General features: G+C 54.3%; 28 protein-coding genes. 12 read left to right on the top strand and 16 right to left on the bottom strand.

The features are described from left to right. Positions 1-2 precede the first annotated feature (2 nt). A complete protein-coding gene (locus tag AC6I8C_RS18960; RefSeq protein WP_135910619.1) occupies positions 3-818 on the bottom strand; it encodes a manganese/iron ABC transporter ATP-binding protein in 816 nt (271 codons plus the stop codon). Further along, positions 815-1,729: a metal ABC transporter substrate-binding protein gene (locus AC6I8C_RS18955; protein WP_497823398.1), complete on the bottom strand. Its 915-nt coding sequence runs from the start codon at positions 1,727-1,729 to the stop codon at positions 815-817. The genes AC6I8C_RS18960 and AC6I8C_RS18955 overlap by 4 nt, the downstream gene beginning before the upstream one ends. 458 nt (positions 1,730-2,187) lie before the next feature. On the opposite strand from AC6I8C_RS18955, the gene AC6I8C_RS18950 reads away from it, so the two are divergent. From AC6I8C_RS18950 to AC6I8C_RS18935, 4 genes are all read left to right on the top strand, one after another. Then, positions 2,188-2,481: a hypothetical protein gene (locus AC6I8C_RS18950; protein ID WP_497823397.1), complete on the top strand. Its 294-nt coding sequence runs from the start codon at positions 2,188-2,190 to the stop codon at positions 2,479-2,481. A gap of 247 nt (positions 2,482-2,728) precedes the next feature. Further along, positions 2,729-2,974: a regulatory protein YcgZ gene (gene ycgZ / locus AC6I8C_RS18945; RefSeq protein WP_497823396.1), complete on the top strand. Its 246-nt coding sequence runs from the start codon at positions 2,729-2,731 to the stop codon at positions 2,972-2,974. A 177-nt stretch (positions 2,975-3,151) separates the two neighbouring features. After that, entirely contained in the window at positions 3,152-3,445 is a 294-nt protein-coding gene (locus tag AC6I8C_RS18940) for a hypothetical protein (RefSeq protein ID WP_497823395.1), read from the top strand. A gap of 162 nt (positions 3,446-3,607) precedes the next feature. Continuing rightward, on the top strand, positions 3,608-3,862 hold the full coding sequence (locus AC6I8C_RS18935; protein WP_013196459.1) for a biofilm/acid-resistance regulator YmgB/AriR: 255 nt from the start codon (positions 3,608-3,610) through the stop codon (positions 3,860-3,862). Between the two features lie 279 nt (positions 3,863-4,141). On the opposite strand, the gene AC6I8C_RS18930 is transcribed toward AC6I8C_RS18935, so the two are convergent. After that, on the bottom strand, positions 4,142-4,525 hold the full coding sequence (locus AC6I8C_RS18930; RefSeq protein ID WP_497823394.1) for a hypothetical protein: 384 nt from the start codon (positions 4,523-4,525) through the stop codon (positions 4,142-4,144). A gap of 312 nt (positions 4,526-4,837) precedes the next feature. Further along, the gene (locus tag AC6I8C_RS18925) at positions 4,838-5,758 is read right to left on the bottom strand and encodes an AraC family transcriptional regulator (protein WP_497823393.1); all 921 of its coding nucleotides are present in this window, start codon (positions 5,756-5,758) and stop codon (positions 4,838-4,840) included. Between the two features lie 104 nt (positions 5,759-5,862). On the opposite strand from AC6I8C_RS18925, the gene AC6I8C_RS18920 reads away from it, so the two are divergent. Then, on the top strand, positions 5,863-6,696 hold the full coding sequence (locus AC6I8C_RS18920; RefSeq protein ID WP_497823392.1) for an oxidoreductase: 834 nt from the start codon (positions 5,863-5,865) through the stop codon (positions 6,694-6,696). Between the two features lie 654 nt (positions 6,697-7,350). Here the strand turns inward: AC6I8C_RS18920 and AC6I8C_RS18915 are convergent. Then, positions 7,351-7,545: a hypothetical protein gene (locus tag AC6I8C_RS18915; RefSeq protein WP_033735335.1), complete on the bottom strand. Its 195-nt coding sequence runs from the start codon at positions 7,543-7,545 to the stop codon at positions 7,351-7,353. Between the two features lie 412 nt (positions 7,546-7,957). Here AC6I8C_RS18915 and AC6I8C_RS18910 point away from each other — a divergent pair, with 412 nt between their 5' ends. Further along, positions 7,958-8,974 (top strand): substrate-binding domain-containing protein, encoded by a 1,017-nt coding sequence (locus tag AC6I8C_RS18910; RefSeq protein ID WP_497823391.1) that lies wholly within the window; start codon positions 7,958-7,960, stop codon positions 8,972-8,974. Between the two features lie 136 nt (positions 8,975-9,110). On the opposite strand, the gene AC6I8C_RS18905 is transcribed toward AC6I8C_RS18910, so the two are convergent. Then, positions 9,111-9,995, bottom strand: coding sequence for a LysR family transcriptional regulator (locus tag AC6I8C_RS18905; RefSeq protein ID WP_497823390.1), 885 nt, complete (start codon positions 9,993-9,995; stop codon positions 9,111-9,113). A 99-nt stretch (positions 9,996-10,094) separates the two neighbouring features. On the opposite strand from AC6I8C_RS18905, the gene AC6I8C_RS18900 reads away from it, so the two are divergent. Then, positions 10,095-10,820, top strand: coding sequence for an SDR family oxidoreductase (locus AC6I8C_RS18900; RefSeq protein ID WP_278498226.1), 726 nt, complete (start codon positions 10,095-10,097; stop codon positions 10,818-10,820). Between the two features lie 39 nt (positions 10,821-10,859). Here AC6I8C_RS18900 and AC6I8C_RS18895 read toward each other — a convergent pair whose 3' ends face one another. The 4 genes from AC6I8C_RS18895 to AC6I8C_RS18880 form a co-directional block, all read right to left on the bottom strand. Next, a complete protein-coding gene (locus AC6I8C_RS18895; protein WP_013196467.1) occupies positions 10,860-11,600 on the bottom strand; it encodes a YoaK family protein in 741 nt (246 codons plus the stop codon). A 211-nt stretch (positions 11,601-11,811) separates the two neighbouring features. After that, on the bottom strand, positions 11,812-12,141 hold the full coding sequence (locus AC6I8C_RS18890; RefSeq protein ID WP_135911024.1) for a DHCW motif cupin fold protein: 330 nt from the start codon (positions 12,139-12,141) through the stop codon (positions 11,812-11,814). Positions 12,142-12,166: 25 nt separating this feature from the next. Next, positions 12,167-12,859, bottom strand: coding sequence for an aspartate/glutamate racemase family protein (locus AC6I8C_RS18885; RefSeq protein ID WP_497823389.1), 693 nt, complete (start codon positions 12,857-12,859; stop codon positions 12,167-12,169). Positions 12,860-12,941: 82 nt separating this feature from the next. Continuing rightward, positions 12,942-14,078: an MFS transporter gene (locus AC6I8C_RS18880; RefSeq protein WP_497823388.1), complete on the bottom strand. Its 1,137-nt coding sequence runs from the start codon at positions 14,076-14,078 to the stop codon at positions 12,942-12,944. Positions 14,079-14,211: 133 nt separating this feature from the next. Here AC6I8C_RS18880 and AC6I8C_RS18875 point away from each other — a divergent pair, with 133 nt between their 5' ends. Then, entirely contained in the window at positions 14,212-14,715 is a 504-nt protein-coding gene (locus AC6I8C_RS18875) for a MarR family winged helix-turn-helix transcriptional regulator (protein WP_497823387.1), read from the top strand. An 8-nt stretch (positions 14,716-14,723) separates the two neighbouring features. Here AC6I8C_RS18875 and AC6I8C_RS18870 read toward each other — a convergent pair whose 3' ends face one another. Then, complete coding sequence (locus tag AC6I8C_RS18870; protein WP_497823386.1) at positions 14,724-15,326, bottom strand: helix-turn-helix domain-containing protein; 603 nt, start codon at positions 15,324-15,326, stop codon at positions 14,724-14,726. A 43-nt stretch (positions 15,327-15,369) separates the two neighbouring features. Between AC6I8C_RS18870 and AC6I8C_RS18865 the strand changes: the two genes are divergently transcribed. From AC6I8C_RS18865 to AC6I8C_RS18855, 3 genes are all read left to right on the top strand, one after another. Next, the gene (locus AC6I8C_RS18865; RefSeq protein ID WP_497823385.1) at positions 15,370-16,065 is read left to right on the top strand and encodes a B3/B4 domain-containing protein; all 696 of its coding nucleotides are present in this window, start codon (positions 15,370-15,372) and stop codon (positions 16,063-16,065) included. A gap of 96 nt (positions 16,066-16,161) precedes the next feature. Next, positions 16,162-16,482 (top strand): hypothetical protein, encoded by a 321-nt coding sequence (locus AC6I8C_RS18860; RefSeq protein WP_497823384.1) that lies wholly within the window; start codon positions 16,162-16,164, stop codon positions 16,480-16,482. 48 nt (positions 16,483-16,530) lie between these two features. After that, complete coding sequence (locus tag AC6I8C_RS18855) at positions 16,531-16,908, top strand: RidA family protein (protein ID WP_497823383.1); 378 nt, start codon at positions 16,531-16,533, stop codon at positions 16,906-16,908. 25 nt (positions 16,909-16,933) lie between these two features. Here the strand turns inward: AC6I8C_RS18855 and AC6I8C_RS18850 are convergent, their stop codons facing one another. Genes AC6I8C_RS18850 through AC6I8C_RS18840 form a run of 3 tightly spaced genes read right to left on the bottom strand, consistent with a single transcriptional unit; the run spans position 16,934 to position 18,152 of the window. Next, positions 16,934-17,461: a DUF4865 family protein gene (locus AC6I8C_RS18850; protein WP_497823382.1), complete on the bottom strand. Its 528-nt coding sequence runs from the start codon at positions 17,459-17,461 to the stop codon at positions 16,934-16,936. Then, on the bottom strand, positions 17,458-17,847 hold the full coding sequence (locus tag AC6I8C_RS18845) for a tautomerase family protein (RefSeq protein ID WP_497823381.1): 390 nt from the start codon (positions 17,845-17,847) through the stop codon (positions 17,458-17,460). Before AC6I8C_RS18845 ends, AC6I8C_RS18850 begins: the two co-directional genes overlap by 4 nt. Next, positions 17,847-18,152 (bottom strand): carboxymuconolactone decarboxylase family protein, encoded by a 306-nt coding sequence (locus tag AC6I8C_RS18840; RefSeq protein WP_110332103.1) that lies wholly within the window; start codon positions 18,150-18,152, stop codon positions 17,847-17,849. Before AC6I8C_RS18840 ends, AC6I8C_RS18845 begins: the two co-directional genes overlap by 1 nt. 96 nt (positions 18,153-18,248) lie before the next feature. Here AC6I8C_RS18840 and AC6I8C_RS18835 point away from each other — a divergent pair, with 96 nt between their 5' ends. Continuing rightward, entirely contained in the window at positions 18,249-19,130 is an 882-nt protein-coding gene (locus AC6I8C_RS18835; protein WP_497823380.1) for a LysR substrate-binding domain-containing protein, read from the top strand. Position 19,131: 1 nt separating this feature from the next. On the opposite strand, the gene AC6I8C_RS18830 is transcribed toward AC6I8C_RS18835, so the two are convergent. After that, positions 19,132-19,677, bottom strand: a complete 546-nt coding sequence (locus AC6I8C_RS18830) for a TetR/AcrR family transcriptional regulator (protein WP_497823379.1) — start codon at positions 19,675-19,677, stop codon at positions 19,132-19,134. Between the two features lie 395 nt (positions 19,678-20,072). Then, entirely contained in the window at positions 20,073-20,621 is a 549-nt protein-coding gene (locus AC6I8C_RS18825; protein ID WP_497823378.1) for a GNAT family N-acetyltransferase, read from the bottom strand. Between the last annotated feature and the right edge of the window lie 5 nt (positions 20,622-20,626).

Genomic DNA, 20,626 nt, shown 5'->3' with positions numbered 1-20,626 from the left:
GGTTAGCTCCCCTCTTCCCGTGCGGCATGAGGTGCAATAAAGGGACGTTCATCATCGGTGATGATCTGATCGTCCAGCCCCTTCACCATCACATGCCGCAATACCCCGCTAAACGCGCGCTCAAGATTAGCGGCGGTAAACGTAGTCCGGGTCGGGCCGCTGGCCAGAACCGTGCCTTTTACCATCACGGTGTAATCGCAGAATTCCGTAACCGAGCCCAGATTATGGGTGGAAACCAGCATGGTTTTACCTTCATCGCGCAGTTCCCCCAGCAGGCTGATGATTCTGGCCTCGGTCTGTACATCTACGCCGGTAAACGGCTCGTCCAGCAGGATCACGCTGCCCTGCTGCGCAATCGCACGCGCCAGAAACACCCTTTTCTTCTGCCCGCCAGAAAGTTCGCCGATCTGACGATGGCGATAATCCAGCATATCGACCCGCGCCAGCGCCTCACTGACAATCTGCTGGTCATGCGACTTAGGCCGGCGCAGCAGACCCATGTGCCCGTAGCGCCCCATCATCACCACATCCTCCACCAGCACCGGAAACGACCAGTCCACCTCTTCCGACTGCGGCACGTAGGCGACCAGACTCTGTCGCAGCGCCTGGCGGGTCGGCATCCCCAGCACCGAGATGCTGCCGCTGGCGAGCCGCACAAATCCCATCAGCGCTTTGAACAGGGTTGACTTGCCGGAGCCATTAACGCCCACCAGCGCGGCGATCGATCCGCCCGGCACGCTGAAGCTGGCATCATGCAGCGCAGTATGTCCGTTGCGATAGGTTACCGTGACGCCTGAAACCACAATGGTGTCTGTCATTGCGCTTTCTCTCCCGCTTTAATGCCCTGTACCAAAGTCTCCGTGGTGACTTTGAGCAGATCAAGATAGGTTGGCACCGGTCCCTCAGCGTTACTCAGGGAGTCGACGTAAAGCACACCACCGTAATGGGCACCGGTTTCCCGCGCGACCTGGCGGGCGGGCTTATCTGACACGGTGCTTTCACTGAACACTGCCGGAATGGCATTTTTTTTCACCTGGTCAATCACGCGTCTCACCTGCTGCGGCGTACCCTGCTGGTCAGCATTGATCGGCCACAGGTAGAGCTCTTTCATGCCCAGGTCACGCGCCAGATAGGAGAACGCGCCTTCACTGGTCACCATCCAGCGTTTCTGCTCAGGAATAGCGGCAATCTGCTGGCGCAGCGGATCCAGTGCCGCAATAATTTTTTGCTTATAGGCGGCAGCGTTCTGACGGTAGGTCTCTGCGTTCACCGGGTCATATTTCACCAGCGCATCGCGAATGTTATCGACATAGATCAGCGCATTGTCCGGTGACATCCAGGCGTGCGGATTCGGTTTACCGTTATAGGGCCCTTCGCCAATGCCCATCGGCGTGACACCAGCGGAGACCACCACTTCCGGGACGTCGTCCAGATGCTGATAAAAGCGCTGAAACCAGCGTTCCAGATTAAGCCCGTTCGCCATAATTAACTGCGCACCCTGTGCCCGCCGGATGTCACCGGGCGTGGGCTGATATTCGTGTATTTCAGCACCTGGCTTAGTAATAGAGGTGACCTCCGCGGCATCGCCAGCCACGTTCTCAGCCATGTCAGCTATCACCGTAAACGTTGTCACTATCTTAAATTTTTCTGCTGCATAGCTGCTGCTCGCGATCAGGGTTGTGAGCAGTGCGCTCAGTAACATCGTGGTGAGCTTTTTTATCGGGACCATCAGGCGGGCTCCAGAGGTGATTAAAAACAGAACATAATTAGCATATGCTATTTTTTATAGCACAGGCTATACCTTCCGAACAGCAGGAAGATGTGAAGTTTCTTCAGCATTCAGGTTCAGGTGTCAGCTTTTGTAAGGCAGCTCAGTTAATCTCTGATTTAGATAGGAATGTTTCTGATGACATGTGGCATTTAACCCGCTTATGGCTTCACGACAGGCGGGTTTTTCTCCTGCCTGATTCAGTGACACAAAATGAGAAAAGAGGTAATGGCATAAAAAAAGCGTTCGACTACGCTTTGCCATCCACGAAAGGAGGTTGCATTGCCGGATGACACTCTCGCAACAGACGCAGCAATTTCACAATTAAAATAATCTTATTGATAGGCCGAATTAATTAAGGCTGATGAATTTTTTTGCTACAGTTAATGTTACTTACCGCAATCACCCAGGAGGATATTTTGTATTTTTCCAGCGACGAAAAAGCGAATGTCATCATTGGCGAAGCCGCAATGAACCTGTTTAATGCTGGTCAGGAAGTGAACGTTGAACTGCTGATTAAAGAGTTACAGGTTATGGCTGACTCAGAAGTGAATGAGTATCGCCTTGAGCAGATGCAAACTGCACGTCAATGGCTGACAGGATTCAAAACAATTGGTTCACGCACTACCGGTCCGGCAAACTGGTTATCCAGAAATGTGGGTATCGAACCGGCTATCAGCGCTTCTGCTGATGATATTTTCTTTAAGCATTAACACAACTGCTTACCTTCTGCCGGCCTGAATAATCAGGTCGGAACATCGGAGGACTTGTTCCTGTACAGGAATATGGTACAATTTTCACCTCGTCACTACTTCCTCGTAACACCCTGTTTTAAAAGCCCTAGCACTTTTTGCACAAAAAAAATTATTCCAAAAATCCAAAATTCTGTACAAGTTTTAAAAAGGTGTATAAGTTGCGCATCAGGAATGCTATACATTTTCACCATCTGAGGAAATCATCATGCGTCAGAACGGACAAGGCCCGGAAACGATCAGCGATATTGCCCGTTACTTCAATCAGGCCAGCTCACCTTCCCAGCAGGAAACGCTGGGTTCGGTAGTGGTCGAAATTCTGCGCGCAGGTCATAGCCTTAGCCGTAAAGCAATTTGCAGTAAACTGTTGCGCCGCCTTGAACTGGCTGCAACGCCAGAAGAAGAGAACCATCTGCATGAATTGATTGCGATGCTTTTTCGTCGCGAAGATTAATGTCCGCTCACGGCGTCAGATAGTATTCACGACGCCTGCTTTTAGCCAACATTCAGGAAGATTTACCCACAGGAACGAAGCCCAGTACTGCTTAGCCGTATCTGGTGCAACAAGTTGCACCCGCTGACGTATACGGACCCGCAGCATGGCCATTGATTCGTAATCAGAGAAGCCAGTATGTACAGAAGTGAAGATGAGAAACTGACAGATGTCATGATCGGCGAAGCCGTTCTGACATTGCTCAAGTCAGACAAACCGGTGTCGAGTAACGCCTTAATCGCACAGCTTGAACTCATGGCTGCTAGTGCCGATGACGACTCAAAAGTGTCTGTGATTCGCAAAGCCATCACTGAAGTTCGAAATGGCATGGTCGCCGCGCGTAAACGTGTGCAGGGCGACGGTGCTGAACGTGATAAGACGGCGCACCGTATGAACAGCGATGGCCCACCTGATGGGTCTAAAAAGCACTGATAAAGGGTATTGCGGGCCTGTCAGACACGGCTGGCAATAAGCGAAGCGGCAGCCTTTAAGTGAAATTTTTATTGGCTGGCTGGGCAAAACGAAAACAGCGTCTACACTCGTTTTGACTTCACCCATTGCGTATAACGAATTTTCCTCAGAGAAAGAAAAATCATGCAACACTCTTCATCAGATTTATCCATCATTGACTATTTTCGTAGTGAAGGCGATTTGCTGGCACCAGAAACCGAACTGCTGGGTGCAGTAATTCGTGACATCGTGGCTGATCAGGGACGTGTGACCAACAAAGCGATAATTCTTTATCTGATCGCCGAACTGGAATGCACGTCCGACGTGATCAGACTGGATGTGTTGCGCAGAACGCTGGAAATTGTCGTTGGCCGCACACCTGACGATAGTGATATCTGATTACCTCTCCTGCGTTATCGGTGATAACGCAGGCTCAGTGAGATGAATACTCTGGTTTTCAGGTAATTTTTGACGAAGAGCTATATCCCACCAGGTGAGTACTAAACGCCCAACCTTAGTTGCAAGTTGTATAGCAGGTCGCAGCGGCCATAAACAGCCCTGGCGTAGCCATTCCTTCCCGGGCAAAATCCCCCTCTCAGCTTCCCCAGGACGCTCGTATCACTCTGCTGGGTAATAATCCGCGCGAATGTTATTTATTTGCTGGTAACAGGCAACAAATCACTTCTGGCTGAACTCAACACTGTCTGTCGTGCAGTCAAGCATGGCAAAAAACTCCCCGGAAGCTGACCCATGGTTACGCTGAGTGAAGGGGACTAACCAGATAACATTCCCGAATGTCATCTGCTCATAGTCAATAAGAATCCCATTCTTTTCAGCTGCGTGCTGAGCGTCAGAAAAACTTTTCCACTCTGCCTCATCTCCGGTTTTAGCCCGAATGACTTTAGTCATGATTGTCTGATTATCATAATGTCGGCAGGCTTCAGTCCGGGCAGCACTAACTTCAGAAGGTCTGAAAGATACGATGATGAGAATCATTACAGCAGATGCGAGCACTGCCAGAGATGTAATGGCGATGACTAAAATTCTGACTAACCTTTTCATGTGGTACTCATCCTGAGTTTCTAGTTTGAGGATCATACCCGATGGCACCGCTTCACTGCATAGCTAATAATTTGCATTGCTCACAAATACTTAATTGCCAGTACTTTAACTTCAGTGTTTGGGGGGCAATAGTACAGCCATCATTGTTACTTGAGATCAGAACCGGTTTGCCACACAGGTCGTTTTAAAACAGCCTTTAACATTTAACAACAGATAAAAATCAGATGTCTGGAATCGCTATGCTCACATCTGGGGCAAAGCGGATATTCGTTTTGTTATTCCAAAATGGCCACAGATCACACTTTCTCCTTACTAATGCGATGATACAAATACCGGCGTTTGCTGCACGGGCGGAACAGAGAAGTGACGCTGCATGCGCTTTATCTCCTCTGCCGGGGGCAGACCAAACAGACGTTTAAATTCACGATTAAACTGCGACGCGCTTTCATAACCCACAGCGTAACCTGCCGCGGCAGCGGTCATCTGCTGGCGTACCATCAGCATGCGCGCCTGGTGCAGGCGCACCGATTTCACATACTGCATCGGCGGCATCCTGATAATGGCTTTAAAGTGAAGATGAAAGGTCGGGATGCTCATGCCCGATTCCCCTGCCAGTTGCGTCAGGGTCAACGGCTCTGCATACGTGGCGTGGATATGCTTTACGACTTTCCCTATTTTGCTGAACTGCCCCTGCATGGCCAGCGCGGCACGCATGGCGTTGCCCTGTTCGCCCGTGAGTACACGGAAGTAGAGTTCACGCAGTCGTGCATGTCCGAGTATCGCGGTTTCTAGCGGACTGTTCAGGGCTTCAAGCAGACCCAATACGGCTCCCTTAACCGTGTCGTCCATCTGACTCGACATCATACTCTGCGGCGCGACGGGAGGATGCGAAGCATCATGCTGGTCGATCTGCAGGATAAGCTCAGCCGCGAGCTGAAAATCCAGATGCAGGTAAATAGCCAGCAGGGGGTGCTCTGCTGATGCGTCGGTTTCCATGGTAAACGGCACAGGAACCGAGACCGCCAGGTAGTGCTGCTCATCATATAAGTAGGTCTGCTGGCCAAAGTAACCCCGTTTGCTGCCCTGACAGACAATCACAATGCCCGGATCATACAGCACGGGTGTTCTGGCAAGAGGACGGTCGGCGCGCAGAATTCGCACACCGGGTAAGGCCGTCAGGTTATATCCTTCATGCGGCGCCAGGGCTTTAATCAGGGCAATCATTCCGGTCATTACGGCACCTCATAAGATCAGGCAAGAAAACGAGAAGATACGGTCTGAAAACACAACAGCAATGAGAATACCATGCAATCTCAACGGTTCATGGGAGTTCTTTTATGTCATCTTTAAAAACAATCTTAATTACTGGCGTCAGCAGTGGCTTTGGTCTGGCACTGGCGCGCGAAGCCCTCCATGCCGGGCATCGGGTCATTGGTACCGTGCGTAACCACGAAGCACTGCAAACTTTTGAGGCGCTCGATGCACAGCGCGCCGTGGGCCGCCTGCTGGATGTCACGGACTTCGCGCGCATTGATGAAGTTGTCAGGGAGGTTGAGTCCACAGTCGGTCAGATTGATGTACTGGTGAATAACGCAGGTTACGGCCATGAGGGCATTATGGAAGAATCCTCCCTGGCAGAAATGCGCCACCAGTTTGACGTGAATGTTTTTGGCGCAGTGGCAATGACCAAAGCGGTCCTGCCGGGTATGCGTGAGCGCCGTCGGGGCCACATTATCAATATTACCTCGATGGGTGGTTTTATTACCCTGCCCGGCATCAGCTACTACTGCGGCAGCAAGTTTGCGCTGGAGGGTATTTCAGAAACGCTGGGCAAAGAACTGGCTCCGTTCGGCATACACGTCACCGCCGTGGCACCCGGCTCATTCCGCACCGACTGGGCGGGACGTTCGATGGTACGCAGCGCCCGCACTATTCCGGACTATGACACCCTGTTCGGGCCCATTCGTCAGGCCCGGGAGGAAAAAAGCGGGAAACAACCCGGCAATCCCATAAAGGCTGCTCAGGCTATGCTGGCATTGCTGGAAAGCCCGAACCCACCCGCGCATCTGTTGTTAGGCAGTGATGCCCTGAGTCTGGTACGTCAAAAACTTGCGGCAATGAGTCAGGAAATCGATCGGTGGGAGAATCTCACGCGTTCAACCGATGACTAAGCCGTTGCTGAAACAGAGCGTAAAGGTCTGAACGATGATGACCGGTGACACAAACGGCCATCATTTATGGCGTTCTGCACTGGATAAGGGACCGTCTGTGTGGCGCCTGAGCGGATATTAATGGGTTCTCTGCTGGCTGCCGCATCCCCCGGAATGTCGCAGCCAGCTGATCTCGTTGTGTTACCCGTGTGAGATGCGGTGATGAAGCTGGCAGAAGCGATGGTAAATTCCGTGCTGGCACTGGAACGTCGTCTGCCCGGCAACGCAGGATATTCTCCCGGTCATAATTATTACTCAAATCAAACATAGTCAGAACTGTATAAGTAACAACTAAAGCAGAAGAAAACGCTGCCTCAGCCCGCTGATATTGCAGATATTTCCATTAATACCTTAGATTAAAATCTCACGAAGCATTTATTCTGAATAAAGATTCTGGCCGATGCCGTTAATTACTGCGTTGTCATTTCAGGCTAAAAAAAGGTAATTCTGACTAAATTTAAAAAACAGAAATATAACCAAGCTGATATTAAAACTCTTCAGCTGGAATATTTTTAAGCTCTGTTTACTGCGTCTTATTCTCAGTTAAGGCGGCACTGCGGAGTAATGGCTGGAGTGGAAGGTTCTGGATGGCGCCCGCCATCGGCGCCATCAACCTTAATGCATTTTGCGGGTAAAAAAGCCAATTGCTTCCTGGCATAATGCTTTCAGTTTGCTGTCACGCGTCTCTTCGCTCAGGCGAAACAGAGCGTCCGTAATGTCGTGAAAATGAACCGGCTCTCCCGCCTTGATCAAATCACTGACGACCGCGCCAACCAGTGCACGGATCTCGTTATCGTTGTCGTACTTCACACGACCTCCCGATGGTGTATGCATATACAGTCTAACATTATCGGGTGTCAAAAAACAAAAAAGCCGTCTTAACGGAAATATAAGCGAAGCGGCAACCAGGTTATAAATCATCCAGCCCAGGATTTGACCTGACGTTATTTACGTCAGCACCGTGTGCCTGCCAGTAAATAGCCAAAAGAGTGTCATCACTGCCAGAATCTGACTTTGCAAATACCGGAAGTGAGCCGATCATTTATATCGTTTAACGGAACCCTAAGATTGGGGTTTATAAAATCCGTTATTCCTGTCCCCGGTGCCGCATTTTTCACGCTGCCAGCCAGCGATGCTTTGAACAACGCGTTTCAGTTGAAGCAAAGCTGTTAGCCAGTATTATGATAAAACTCTGGTTATCCTCTGCTGTCGCGAGTCCTGCATGGCTAAATTCACCCTCAAACAGATCGCTGCCCAATCGGGGCTTAGCCTTGCCACTATCGATCGTGCCCTGCATCAGCGTGGCAACGTTCATGCGCGCACTCAGCATCGGATTCAGCAGGCGATAGCGGACCTGGAACTGATGCAAAAAGCCGGGCTCGCTAAAGGCAGAACGATTTATTTCGACGTCATCATGCATACCCCTGACCGCTTTCAGCCTCTGATACGTGAAGCGCTCAGCAGTCAGATCGCCAGCTTTGCTGCTTTCAGACTTCAGTTGCGTTTCCACTTTGGCGCGAATCTTACAGCGGAGGCCATTAATGCGCTGCTGAACAAAAAGGCGCTTCACAGTCACGGTGTCATTCTGAAAGCGGCCTGCTCCGATGAGCTGAATCCCACTATTGAATCGCTCCTGAAACAACGCGTTCCGGTGGTCACCATGATGAGCGATTTACCCGGCAGTGCGCGCCTGCGCTATATCGGCATGGATAACTTTGATGCTGGTAAAGTGGCGGCTTTTCTGATGTCAAAATGGCTGCGGGTCAGCCGTTCGCATATTGTAGCGGTGACCGGCAGTCGCGATTTCATCGGTGAACAGGAGAGAATCCAGGGTTTTCAGCGTGCGATGCAGCAGTTTGCGCCTCAGCATCAGGTGAGCGTGGTGGCGGGCGGATATGGCATTGACGCGCGGATGCATCAGTCGGTGACACAGTTTTTGCAGAGCCATCCGGACACGGATGCGGTCTATACGGTCGGCGGCGGTAATCCCGGCATCCTGCGCGCATTTGCCGAACAAAAGCGGCATGTGAACGCCTGTATTGGTCACGATCTCGATCAGGAGAATTGTGCCCTGCTGCAGGCGGGTAAGATTGATGCGCTGATCGAGCACAATTTACAGCTCGACGCATTACACGCTTTCAGAACACTGCTGGAGTTTCATGGCTTTCTGCCCGCCTCCGAACCGCCCGCACCCTACTCTAAAATCAATATTATCACCCGATACAACATGACAGCGTGAAGTACGGACACGTCCTAACCCCGCATAACACCATGACGTACATTGCGATTGCGGAGTCTCTGAATGGCTCTTCGGTTGACCGGCTCAGGTTGGTCAGCGATCACCCCTATCCGCGCTGACTAACCGGAGGCCTTTCTCACAGCCTGACGTGATCGATCAACGCCCTCAGCTTGGGGGCCAGATTTTTACGGCTGGGAAAATAGAGATAAAAACCGGCAAAGCTGGGTAACCACTCATCAAGTACCGTCACCAGTTCGCCGCGCGCAATATAAGGCTGAAAGGTCTCTTCCATGCCAAAGCTGATGCCGCCCCCGGCGCAGGCGGTGCGGATCATCACCCCCATGTCGTTGGTAGTCAGCTGCGGATTGACGGCAACATCAAACTCCCGTCCCTGCTCAGCAAACTCCCAGCGATAAGGCGCCAGGCCTGGCCCTTTCCGCCAGCCGATGCAGCGATGAGTGACCAGCTCTTCAGGATGCTGTGGCGTGCCTGCACGCGCCAGATAAGAGGGTGATGCTACCGCCACCTGACGCTGCGCAGTGGAGACCGGCACCGCAATCATATCCTGCGCGATCACCTCGCCCAGCCGCACGCCTGCGTCATAGCCCTGCCCGACAATATCAAACTCGTCATCGGTCACGGTGATCTCCAGCTCTACCTGCGGGTAGGCGGTAATAAAGCTCGCCAGCAGTTCGCCTCCCAGCATCCGCTCAGCAATCGAGGAGATCGCCAGCCGCAACTGGCCACGCGGTTCGGCCGCCAGCTCGGCAATATCGGTGACGGCGCGGTTAAGCTGGCTGATCGCCGGAGCCACCTCCGCATAGAGCCGCTGTCCGGCTTCTGTGAGCTGAACTGAGCGTGTGGTGCGCTGCATCAGTGAGATGTTAAGCCGGTCTTCCAGACGCCGCAGGCTCTGGCTGATCGCCGGTCGGGTCACGCCAAGCTGTTCCGCTGCCAGCCGGAAATTTCGGGTCTGCGCCACAATCACAAAAACTTCGAGAGCATTCTTGTCCGCATTCATTGGTCAGATTTGGTTACCAGTCCGTAAAGGGTCAGGTGGATTATCTTTATAATCCAGCCGCCGTATGATCGCCAGTGACAACCTGACTGGAGAGACAAAATGACGCAGAAAGTGATTCTAATTACCGGTGCCTCAAGCGGTATCGGTGCAGGCATCGCACGTGAACTGGCAAAAACCGATGCCATTCTATTACTGGGTGCGCGGCGCGAAAGCCGTCTGGCCGCGCTGGCTGAGGAGCTGCGGTTTAATGGCGCTGAGGTGGCGATCAAAGCGCTGGACGTTACGCGCCGCGAAGATGTGGCGCAGTTTGTGGCGTTTGCGCTGGAGAAGTGGGGACGGGTTGATGTGATGATCAACAATGCAGGGATTATGCCCCTGTCACCCATGGCTTCGCTCAGGGTCGAAGAGTGGGATCAGATGATCGATGTAAACATCAAAGGCGTGCTCTATGGCATTGCGGCGGTGTTGCCGACCATGCTGGGCCACCAGCGCGGACACATCATCAATATCGCATCAATCGGTGCGCTGGCCGTGTCGCCCACGGCGGCAGTTTACTGTGCCACCAAGTTTGCGGTGCGGGCGATTTCAGACGGTTTACGGCAGGAGAACAGTCAGCTACGTGTGACCTGTGTCCATCCCGGTGTGGTCGAGAGCGAGCTGGCCTCAACCATTACTGACCCGACAGCTGCCGAGGCGATGCAGCATTATCGCGCTATCGCACTGCAACCGGATGCCATTGGCCGCGCCGTGCGCTATGCGATTGAGCAGCCCGAAGAGGTGGATGTAAACGAGATTGTCGTGCGGCCAACCCGCACGCAGCAGTAAGCAACCGGCCCGCTGCGCGATGTGCAGCGGGCCGGAATATCAGTAAAGGCTTCTGCGGGTTCGCTGCACGGTAACGGCAATGGCCGTCAGAGCTACCAGCATCAGAAACACGCCCAGGCCAACCATCGCGTTAAACCCATAGGTTTTAAACAGCAGCAGCCCGGCGATACAACCGCTCAGGAAGGAGAATACCGTGGTCAGATGGGTATGCAGAACCTTCTGGAAGAAGCGACGATCGTCAGTTTCCAGATGCACAGCATGAGACGTATGCGCAAAAATCCACGACCCCAGCGCTATGCCCGCATCGGTCAGCGTGCCGGTAATGTGGGTCGATCTGACGCGGCCATTGGAGAGCTGCGTCGAGGTCGCATTGTGGATACCCATCAAAAAGCCCAGCATTATCAGAACTTCCCCATTAAAGCTTGGCCGGTAGAACACGATCTCAAAGATCGACGCCGCCGTCAGCGCCGCACCTTCCGCCAGAATAATCAGACAGAAAATGGTGCGTAACTTATGTCTGATACCCACCACTACCGCCAGCCGGGCTACGGTACAGCCCAGTACAAAGGCAACAATCAGCGCCATCAAAAACAGCATAGTATGGAGGTCGCTGGTAGTGACTTCCTGAGATATCTGCGAGGTGTTGCCGGTCATATGCGACGGGAAAAATCCGAACGCGCCCAGCGCCATCGCATTAAGGATGCCAGCGGTGGTGGCCAGCACCAGCGCCAGCAGTCGGTCTTCGGTATGTGAACGAACTTTCTTCTTTTTTATCAGCACAGGCTTCCCCATATCAGGTGAATGCAAAACGTTCTTATAAGGCTTCAAGCATACAACCTGATGGAAATTATTCCTGTCAGAACCAGATAACTCTGATGAAATAAGCCATTAATTTTGCTGATTTTTATAAAGCAGATTCAGTTTACTTTTAAAAGTGTCAACGACGCGATGATCCACCACCGGGCAAGCCCTGCCAGGCCGGATGGTAAATTCAGTCAACGATAAAGAGTTGCGCACCTGTCGTTGTAAAAGAACGATGCGGTTCAGCCTCATCCGCAACCTGATAACTTACGCCCGGAGTCAGCACGAAACGGCGGCCATCGGCCAGTTCAGTGTGCAACTCGCCCGCCATGCAGAGCAGAATATGACCTTTGGTGCACCAGTGGTCGGCGACATAGCCTGGCGAGTAGTCGACCATGCGAACCCGGATGTCGTTAAATTTCATGGTTCGCCAGGTCGCCTGCCCCTGTTCGCCGGGATGAATCGTCTCTTCAACCTGATCCCACTGCGTCAGGCCAAACGGCAGATTGTCTATTTTCATGCGATTCCCCTATTGAGGATGAATGTTAAGTCAGCGCCTGGATAACGGCCTCTTGCGCGTGGATCAGCGTGGTATCAAACAGCGGCACGCTGGCATCGGTGGCATCCACCAGCAGGGTAATTTCGGTGCAGCCCAGAATAATGGCCTCAGCCCCCTGCGCCACCAGTGACTGCATAATCTCCCTGTAGCGACGACGCGAGGCGGGATTGATTTCGCCCAGGCACAGCTCGTGGTAGATCACCTCATGTACAAACAGACGATCTGCTTCATCGGGCGTCATCACCTCAAGACCGAACTGCTGCTGAAGACGCCCGCGATAAAAATCCTGCTCCATAGTGAAGCGCGTCGCCAGTAATCCGACCTTACGTATCCCGGCCTGCTGAATGCGGCGTCCGGTGGCATCGGCAATATGCAGCAGCGGTATGCCTGTTGCGGCGCTGATTTGCGCCGCCACTTTATGCATGGTGTTGGTACAGAGCACGATGAACTGCGCGCCAGCCCGTTCCAGATTGCGTGCCGCGTCAGCCAGGATCTCGCCCGCCTGCTGCCATTCGCCCGCAGCCTGAAGTTGCTCGATGCGATGGAAGTCGACGCTCCAGAGCACCAGCTCCGCCGAGTGCAGGCCACCCAGTTGCTGTTTAACCTGCTGATTAAGAATGCGGTAATAGAGCGCGGTAGATTCCCATGACATGCCGCCTAACAGACCAATAACTTTCACACTGCACTCCGGTTCAAGGGGGTTTATTCCAGCATGCCAGATCGCCATTGAACGGCAACGGCTTTGTCCAGGCTGCCCTGTTTTACGCTCTGAAGCGGTAGGCCATCGCCATCAGCAACACGACGCCAGCGCTCATGATCAGCCAGGCCTGATTAAGAGACGCACCGCTGTCACGCACCCAGCCCGCGACCAGCGGCATCAGCGCCGCAATCAGGTATCCGCCACCCTGCACCCTGGACAGCAGAACCGCCGCTTCCCGGGCGCTGCGCGCATGATCCAGCGTGACAATCAACGACAGCGGAAACAGTGCGCCGATGCCCGTACCCAGCAACAATGCAGAGAGCAGCGGCATCGTATTCGGGTAAAACACAAGGCTTAGCAGCCCCGCCAGCAGCAGGGCCAGCACGCCGAGCAGCAGCGGACGGCGATCGGGAAAGCGATGTAAGGTTGCTGTGACGATGAAGCCTGCCACCACTTCGGTTATCGTCAGCGCGGCGAGCAGATAGCCACTGTGGCGCGCACTCCAGCCCAGCTGAATATAAAATGGCGGCAGCCAGGCCAGAACCAGCGTGTAAGCCCCGGTGCCAATGCCGAAAAAGAGCGTCAGCAGCCGTGTTCGCGGCGCTGGCAGCGTCATTGCCTCAGACGCCAGGCTCACCTGCGGCGATTGCCTGACTGCAATCAGCCAGATTAACAGCGCTATCAGCGTTAACCCGCCGGAGAGCGCCAGCGCGGGTTGCAGACCCAGCAGTGAAAACAGCGGTTCGGCACTGGCTGCCGTCAGCGCTGCGCCCGCCATAATCCCGGTGCTGAACAGCGCCATCAGCGTCGCCGCTGCGTCAGCAAAACGTTGCCGGATCAGCGCGGGCATCATTGCCTGGATTACGCCAATGCCTGCGCCACCGGCCAGCGCGGTAAGCATCAGTTGATCAGAGGTCAGGTTAAGGCCGCGCCACAGGCAGGCGAGCGTCAGACAGAGCAACCCGATGGCAATGCCGGTTACCGGCCCGAAGCGGGCGATCAGCCACGGTCCGGAGAGTGCCGCCAGCCCCATCATCGCTACCGGCAGAGTGGTCAGCAGACTGAACGCCGTCGCCGACAGCCCGGTTTGCTGTTGCAACACCGGAAACAGCGGGCCAATAATAGCCAGCATTGGCCGCAGGTTGAGTCCGACCAGAAAAACGATCGCGGCAAACAGAGTGGGGAAAATTTTCATCATGTACGCTCAGCCAGAAATTGACGATGACAGCACCGTGTTGTCACTATTTATCTTAACGTTAAGATAAATTCCGTCCACTGTTAAGAGGCTGAGCACAACCCGACAACATAACCCCGACATTTGCAGGTGATTTATGCATGACCATATTGATTTCGTTGTCAGCCAGTGGGACAACGCGATGCCCGACCTGGACACCGCTTCCATGCGTATCTTCGGCAGGATGCTGCGGCTGATGAAACATCTTGCAAAAGCACGCAGTGAGGCACTGGCGCCGTTTGGTTTTCAGGAGGGTGAATTTGATGTGCTGGCGACACTGCGACGGGCGGGATCTCCTTATCGGCTGTCACCCACGCAGCTCTACCAGTCGCTGCTGGTGACTTCCGGCGCAATGACAAATCGCCTGAACCGGCTGGAGCAGCAGCATCTGATTGAACGTGTTGCCGCGCCGGATGATAAGCGCAGCATGCTGGTAGGGCTGACGCCGCACGGTCAGCAGCAGATTGAGCAGGCACTTGGTGCACATACCGCCATTCAGGAGGCGGTGCTGGCACCGCTGGCCGCATCAGAGCGCACCGAACTGGAGGGGTTACTGAAAACGCTGCTGCTTGCCTTTCCCGGCGAAGCGACAGCCGAATAAAAACGCCGTCAGCGCTGCAGTTCCGCCACCGTCATGGTGAAGATAACGGGCTGGTCATCGGCACTGGCATAGGCATGGGGCATATCGGTACGGGCCACCGCTGCACAGCCCTGCTGAATCACCAGAGTCTGCTCACCCACGGTCAGAGCCAGCGTGCCCTGCTCGACGTGCAGCAGTTCAAGCGTGCCCGACGAGTGGCCGGTGGAACTGAACATCTCGCCTGCAAACATCTGCCAGCGCCATAGCTCGATCATATCCGGCCCACGAGTGCCGGCCAGCAGTTGCGCACTCCCGCCCTGCTCACCCTGCCACAGTACGGGCATTTCGCTGGTTTCAATGAGCCAGGCGTCAGGTGCATGCGAGATACTAACGATATCCGCTACCGAGACGCCCAGTGCGGCAGCCACCTTACACAGAATGGCGATGCTGGGATTGGCAGCGCCCTTTTCGATTTCAACCAGCATCCCTTTACTGACGCCTGCCCGACGGGATAACTCATCCTGCGAGAGTTTCTGGCTTTTGCGCCAGCTTTTTATGCGGTCTGAAACTGCCTGACTGACCGTGGCGACATCAGCACCCGCATCGGTCGTTATATTGACTTTATTGGTCATCGGTCATTACTATGAAATAAATTAGTCACTGAGAGAGTATCCGATGTTATCCGTTCATCCGTCAATCGATCCAACCATTTTCACACTCGCCCCAGGCTTTCGAGCCATGAGCATTGCGGTGGAAGCCACATACATTACCCGACCAGAAGTCGCCAGCGACGCACTGAAAAGCGCATGCCAGCAGGTCATACAGGATGATGTCGCATGGGCAGATGCGCACCTTGCGGCCTGGGCTGAGGTGTTCCGGGCATTTGGTGCCAAAGCGAAGCGCACGCCCTGTTCTGCTGAAGCATTGCGTAAACGGGTGCTGCGGGATGGCACACTGCCTGCTATTGATCCGGTTGTCGATCTCTACAATGCCATCAGCATCCGTTACGCCCTGCCGGTCGGCGGCGAGAATATTGTGGCTTATAGAGGCGCGCCGCGTCTGGTGATTGCTGACGGCAGTGAACGTTTCGATACCGTCAAAGAGGGCGAAGTCGTTTATGAATCGCCGGAACCGGGAGAAGTGATCTGGCGCGACGATCAGGGCGTAACCTGCCGCCGCTGGAACTGGCGTCAGGGCGTGCGTACCCGACTGGATGCCAGTGCGCAGCAGATGTGGTTTATACTGGAAAGCCTGCCCGCTATGCCACTCTCCGCGCTGCAACAGGCCAGCGACGAGCTGGTCTCGGGATTGCAGCAGATGATGCCAGGTGCACAGATTGGCAAAACGCTGATCGAAGCGCCCGCAAGCTGAACAGCGGGGTTAACGCTAAGCAGAATCTGTGGCAGGATACGCGCCCTGCGTCTGGCCATACCCGGCTGACTTAACTGCCCACAACCGGTGACCATAATGGCCAAAGTAAAATTCATCCTTCCCCTGCTGCTGATCCTGGCCCTCGCTACCTGGTGGTTTATCCCGCACGATAGTGAGGAAGACAAAGCGTATTACGTCGCGGTCTTCTGCGCGATTGATCACCACGGTCAGCAGTCGTTCGACCAGCAGATGCGAAATGTTATTGAAGGCGGCAATTCTGACTATGCGCTGCAGAAAATAGCCTATAAACCGCGGCTGGGGCGCAGCGTGATTGGCCGCTGGGAGCAACTGACGAATGATGAGCAGCAGCGCGCCGCGCAGGATAATGTGGTCTGCCAGCAACTGCTGAAGGACTAAGTGGTGGCGGGGAGTAATATCTGATGATTCACATGATGAAGGAAAAATATGACCCTGCCAGAACGCAAAAATTATCCGCAACTGGGCGAAGTCAACGCGCCTTATGTCCACGCCGTTAAACATGGCACGACGCTGTATGTCTCAGGACTGACCGCCTTCGGCACGGCCGCTCAGCAGGGGAATATGGCTGAACAGGCTGAAGCCATCTTTGAACAGCTTAACACTGTTGCCGTTGCTGAAAATACGTCGCTTGCCGCGCTGCTCAAAGTCACGATATTCATCACCTCTTTCACAGAAATCGCCGCGCTGCGGGACGTGCTCTATCGCAATTATGGTGAACATCTGCCCGCCAGCTCGCTGGTCCAGGTAAGCGGCCTGTTCTCCGCTGACCTGCGCATTGAGATTGAGGCCATTTTTGCCCTCTGAATGGCAATCCGCATCAAGACCGCTGCTACAGCCGAAGATTTGAAGCGGCAGCGCCTCGCGCCAGATAACCGATGCGATAGACCTCCGGGCCGGACGCCGGTCGCTGCTGTGATGCGTTAACCGTTAATCCCTGCCAGCGGGTCACATCCCAGGCGCTGAAGCCTGTTGGCATAGGCAGTGCGGCAAGGTTCGCATGCGGAGAAATCGTCCAGCGGTTCAGCGTCATAAAACGGGCTTCAGCCAGATTGGTGATGAGAGTCTGTTCCTCAAATGCCAGCCAGCTTTCGATGATCGGCCAGCCAAAATCCCTCGCCAGCGCCGCAAAACCCGGGCTTTGCAGGAATCGCTGCATGCCACTCGCCTCCCGCCAGAAATAGAGCGGTGCATAGCGATGTTCATTGAGTCCCCCATCCTCGCGGCAGGCGTAAAGATACGCTTTTGCCACCAGCCCCGGAAAGCCATCCAGCCGGGCACCGTTCAGTCGGATACGCTGTTCAATGATGCCCATGTCGTAGTCCGCAGGCAGCGTAAAGCGATAGTGCATGATAATCATAACGCCTCCTGTGCCAGCATCTGGCCGCCGCTAAAGCTCCACTCTTCGCTGCTGTTAAACTGAATGATGATCATCACATCATCAGGATCGATTGCCATCTCTGTCTGAAGTGCCGCGCAAAGTGCGTGATAAAAGCGTTGCTTCTGTTGCCGGGAACGCGGGCGACCTGCCGTTATCTGAAACAGCACGAAATTTTCGCTGCGTCCGCCGCTGAGATAATGGCGATCAAACACACGCTGAGGGACGGGCAGCATCTCAATGACCTGAAAACAGTCCTGCTCGGGCACATCAAATTCTGCGACCAGCGCCTGCTGAAGCAGCGTGGAGAGCAGATGCAGATCCGCATCGCTGTAACCTTGCCGCAAGGTGATCCGGGTGAAGGGCATCAGTGATTATCCTCCAGATAGCTCAGCGCAGTCACGGCAGCGGGCCAGCCTGCATAAAACGCCAGATGCGTGAAGCTCTCCACCAGTTCATCCTGCGTCAGTCCATTTTGCCGGGCGTAATTAATGTGCCATGGCAGCTGCTGGACACGCCCCAGCGCAGTTAACGTTGCCAGCGTCAGCAGGCTGCGCTCACGCGGTGACAGCAGACCGCGCTGCCAGATATCATCAAACAACACCTGCTGCGTCAGTTCAGCCAGTTTTGGCGCGCGCTGCGCCAGTGTTTCCCGATCCAGTGATTTTTTCATTGCATACTCCTCTTTGGTCAGAGAGAGTGTTACCCAGCCTGTTGATCCTGAAAATCAAATTAATCAGCATCTACTATCCGCATTTTAAGGACAATAATGAATAAGGTACCGGAATCGCTCGACATGGATGCGCTGCGCAGTTTCGTGGCGGGCATTGATGCAGGCAGTTTTGCTCTTGCGGCACAGCACCTCTGCCGATCAACCTCAGCCGTCAGTGCGCAGCTTAAAAAACTCGAGCAGCAATGCGGTACCGCGCTGGTGATGAAAAAAGGGCGGCATCTGCAATTAACTCGCAGTGGCGAGCAGCTGATGAGCTACGCCAGGCGTCTGCTGTCACTGAACGATGAGACTTTGCGGGCAGTGAAAGGCGAAGCGTTGCAGGGCGAAATTCGCATCGGCATGCAGGAGGATTTTGGCGAGGCGCTGATGCCTGCCATTCTCGGCGCGTTTAACCGGCAGCATCCGGACGTGATGCTGACCGCTCGCGTCGACCGAAATCTGGCGCTATTTACGGCACTGGCTCGTCATGAGCTGGATTTAGCGCTGCTGTGGCAGGCAGAACAGCAGGCTGGCACGCTGCTAATTGGACAATGCCCGTTAGTCTGGATACAGCATCCGGCGTTTGATCTGGCAGGGATTCTGCAGCGTGGCGAGCCGCTGCCGCTGGTGGCGTTTGATGCGCCCTGTGTGATGCGATCCCGCGCCACCGGCGCGCTGGATAAGGCGGGCATTCCGTGGCGCGTGGTGTTTACCAGCCACAGTCTGAGTGGCATCTGGGCCGCACTGCAGGCCGGGCTGGGGATCACCCTGCGCACCCGCGCGGGATTGCCGGAGGGGCTGGTGACAGAATCACAGCGACTGCCGCAGCCGGGCCATCTGGGTATTGCGCTGGCCCGCTCAGACCAGAGTGATGATCCCGCGCGTACGCTGTTGCAGCACCTGATCACCGAAGCTGCCCTGCCCTACGTTCAGTGCTGAATTAAAATGCCTGCTGAATCAGTAACGAGCAGTATTCCGCTGAAACGTCGCGATCGCCAAACAGTATGTGAAACATCACGGGGGCGACAGCGACATCGACGAGACGATCAACGTCAAAACCCGCTTCCCCGCGCGCGATGGCCCGATTGTTCAGGGTTTCAAGATGCTGATAAGTGAATCCACAGCATTTATTGCTGGCCTCTTCAGCATGACTGCCAATCACATCGGCAAGCAGCTCACGGCCCACTTTTGAAGACATCTCTTCAGCATACTGCTGAATAAACGCGGTAAGATCGCCGATCATCGAGCCGGTATCTTCCGGATCGGCAATCGGCCGCATCCTCGCCACGGCCACATCCGCCAGCAACTGGGCCAGATCGCCCCAGCGTCGATAAATCGTGGACGGCGTTACGCCTGCCTGTTCGGCAATCATCGGTACGGTAATGGCGGAACGATCCAGTGTTTCCAGCAGCCGGTTAACGGTGTCATGCACTTCCGCCTGAATACGGGCGCTGCGCCCGCCCTGACGAATCATCTCCCTTGCCATCTCGTTCTCCTGCTTTTATCCGCGTCAACGTTTTGGTTAACGCAACGATGTTGCATTAACAGATAGCGGCAGTGTACCGCATCTCAGGCTGAGCAGGCGCTAAAGTGTGCGATCGGGCGTGTGACAATCAGGGCTGAAGTTTACTCAGGCCCGCTTTGACCGGTTCTCCGCTGAAATGAGACGAACGGTTATCTGATGCGCCTATCCACAACAAACTGACTGCCATTACCGCTGAAATAAAAATCGTACGAATATCCATAAATCCTCCCCAGAGTAAGGCGGTTAAGGTAATCCAGTCAGCAGGGAAGTAATCGCGGGATAAGAGAGGGTTTCTCAGAGGTTTAAGACAGTAAGAGGACGCAGATAACGCTGCGCCCGACTCGCAAAGTGGAAAATCAGACGTTAAGCGCGTTGCCAGCGTCAAGCCATTCCCGCCGGCTCAGGGAATACATCAGGCTGGGAGGCAGCTCTTCGAGATCGTTAACCTTTTTCAGGAACGTCAGGCCTGCTTTTTCCAGCACCCGGCGCGACGCCAGATGGTTTTCACGCACCACGCCTGTGATGACGCTGAGTCCGGCCTCCTCAAATCCGTAGCGAATGGCTCTGCGTGAAAGCTCAGTGGCATAGCCTTTTCCCCACGCATCTGGCTCAAAACGGTAGCCGAGATTATTGGTCTGACGACCGTCAAACTGACTTCTGAAGACGCCACCAAAGCCGATGATTTTTTCCGGATGGGCTTTCTCGAATATTGTCCAGTCGCCGAACCCCTGATCCCGGTAGCTATCCTGTATGCGCTCCATTGCCTGAACAGCATATTCCCTGTCAGGCCACGGGCCTCGCGGGTTAAATTTATGCGTTTCCGGGTCGCCATAAATTCTGAACAGGTCGTCAAGATCCTCACGAAGGGTAAATCTGTAGAGCAACCGCTCTGATTCCCAAACCATCCTTT

The sequence above is a fragment of the Pantoea sp. X-Soil-YNGN-844 genome, assembly GCF_059730595.1.
Note: the sequence above shows the minus strand (reverse complement) of the source record. Positions and strands in the feature narration are given on the sequence as shown.

Coding starts and splice junctions, on each gene's coding strand:
- AC6I8C_RS18855 (WP_497823383.1), top strand. CDS start 16,531: ATGACCCTGCCAGAACGCAAAAATTATCCGCAACTGGGCGAAGTCAAC.
- AC6I8C_RS18955 (WP_497823398.1), bottom strand. CDS start 1,729: ATGGTCCCGATAAAAAAGCTCACCACGATGTTACTGAGCGCACTGCTC.
- AC6I8C_RS18840 (WP_110332103.1), bottom strand. CDS start 18,152: ATGAAAAAATCACTGGATCGGGAAACACTGGCGCAGCGCGCGCCAAAA.
- AC6I8C_RS18830 (WP_497823379.1), bottom strand. CDS start 19,677: ATGGCAAGGGAGATGATTCGTCAGGGCGGGCGCAGCGCCCGTATTCAG.
- AC6I8C_RS18930 (WP_497823394.1), bottom strand. CDS start 4,525: ATGAAAAGGTTAGTCAGAATTTTAGTCATCGCCATTACATCTCTGGCA.
- AC6I8C_RS18935 (WP_013196459.1), top strand. CDS start 3,608: ATGCAACACTCTTCATCAGATTTATCCATCATTGACTATTTTCGTAGT.
- AC6I8C_RS18850 (WP_497823382.1), bottom strand. CDS start 17,461: ATGATTATCATGCACTATCGCTTTACGCTGCCTGCGGACTACGACATG.
- AC6I8C_RS18875 (WP_497823387.1), top strand. CDS start 14,212: ATGCATGACCATATTGATTTCGTTGTCAGCCAGTGGGACAACGCGATG.
- AC6I8C_RS18920 (WP_497823392.1), top strand. CDS start 5,863: ATGTCATCTTTAAAAACAATCTTAATTACTGGCGTCAGCAGTGGCTTT.
- AC6I8C_RS18925 (WP_497823393.1), bottom strand. CDS start 5,758: ATGACCGGAATGATTGCCCTGATTAAAGCCCTGGCGCCGCATGAAGGA.
- AC6I8C_RS18890 (WP_135911024.1), bottom strand. CDS start 12,141: ATGAAAATAGACAATCTGCCGTTTGGCCTGACGCAGTGGGATCAGGTT.
- AC6I8C_RS18905 (WP_497823390.1), bottom strand. CDS start 9,995: ATGAATGCGGACAAGAATGCTCTCGAAGTTTTTGTGATTGTGGCGCAG.
- AC6I8C_RS18880 (WP_497823388.1), bottom strand. CDS start 14,078: ATGATGAAAATTTTCCCCACTCTGTTTGCCGCGATCGTTTTTCTGGTC.
- AC6I8C_RS18870 (WP_497823386.1), bottom strand. CDS start 15,326: ATGACCAATAAAGTCAATATAACGACCGATGCGGGTGCTGATGTCGCC.
- AC6I8C_RS18845 (WP_497823381.1), bottom strand. CDS start 17,847: ATGCCCTTCACCCGGATCACCTTGCGGCAAGGTTACAGCGATGCGGAT.
- AC6I8C_RS18860 (WP_497823384.1), top strand. CDS start 16,162: ATGGCCAAAGTAAAATTCATCCTTCCCCTGCTGCTGATCCTGGCCCTC.
- AC6I8C_RS18960 (WP_135910619.1), bottom strand. CDS start 818: ATGACAGACACCATTGTGGTTTCAGGCGTCACGGTAACCTATCGCAAC.
- AC6I8C_RS18910 (WP_497823391.1), top strand. CDS start 7,958: ATGGCTAAATTCACCCTCAAACAGATCGCTGCCCAATCGGGGCTTAGC.
- AC6I8C_RS18900 (WP_278498226.1), top strand. CDS start 10,095: ATGACGCAGAAAGTGATTCTAATTACCGGTGCCTCAAGCGGTATCGGT.
- AC6I8C_RS18940 (WP_497823395.1), top strand. CDS start 3,152: ATGTACAGAAGTGAAGATGAGAAACTGACAGATGTCATGATCGGCGAA.
- AC6I8C_RS18835 (WP_497823380.1), top strand. CDS start 18,249: ATGAATAAGGTACCGGAATCGCTCGACATGGATGCGCTGCGCAGTTTC.
- AC6I8C_RS18865 (WP_497823385.1), top strand. CDS start 15,370: ATGTTATCCGTTCATCCGTCAATCGATCCAACCATTTTCACACTCGCC.
- ycgZ (WP_497823396.1), top strand. CDS start 2,729: ATGCGTCAGAACGGACAAGGCCCGGAAACGATCAGCGATATTGCCCGT.
- AC6I8C_RS18825 (WP_497823378.1), bottom strand. CDS start 20,621: ATGGTTTGGGAATCAGAGCGGTTGCTCTACAGATTTACCCTTCGTGAG.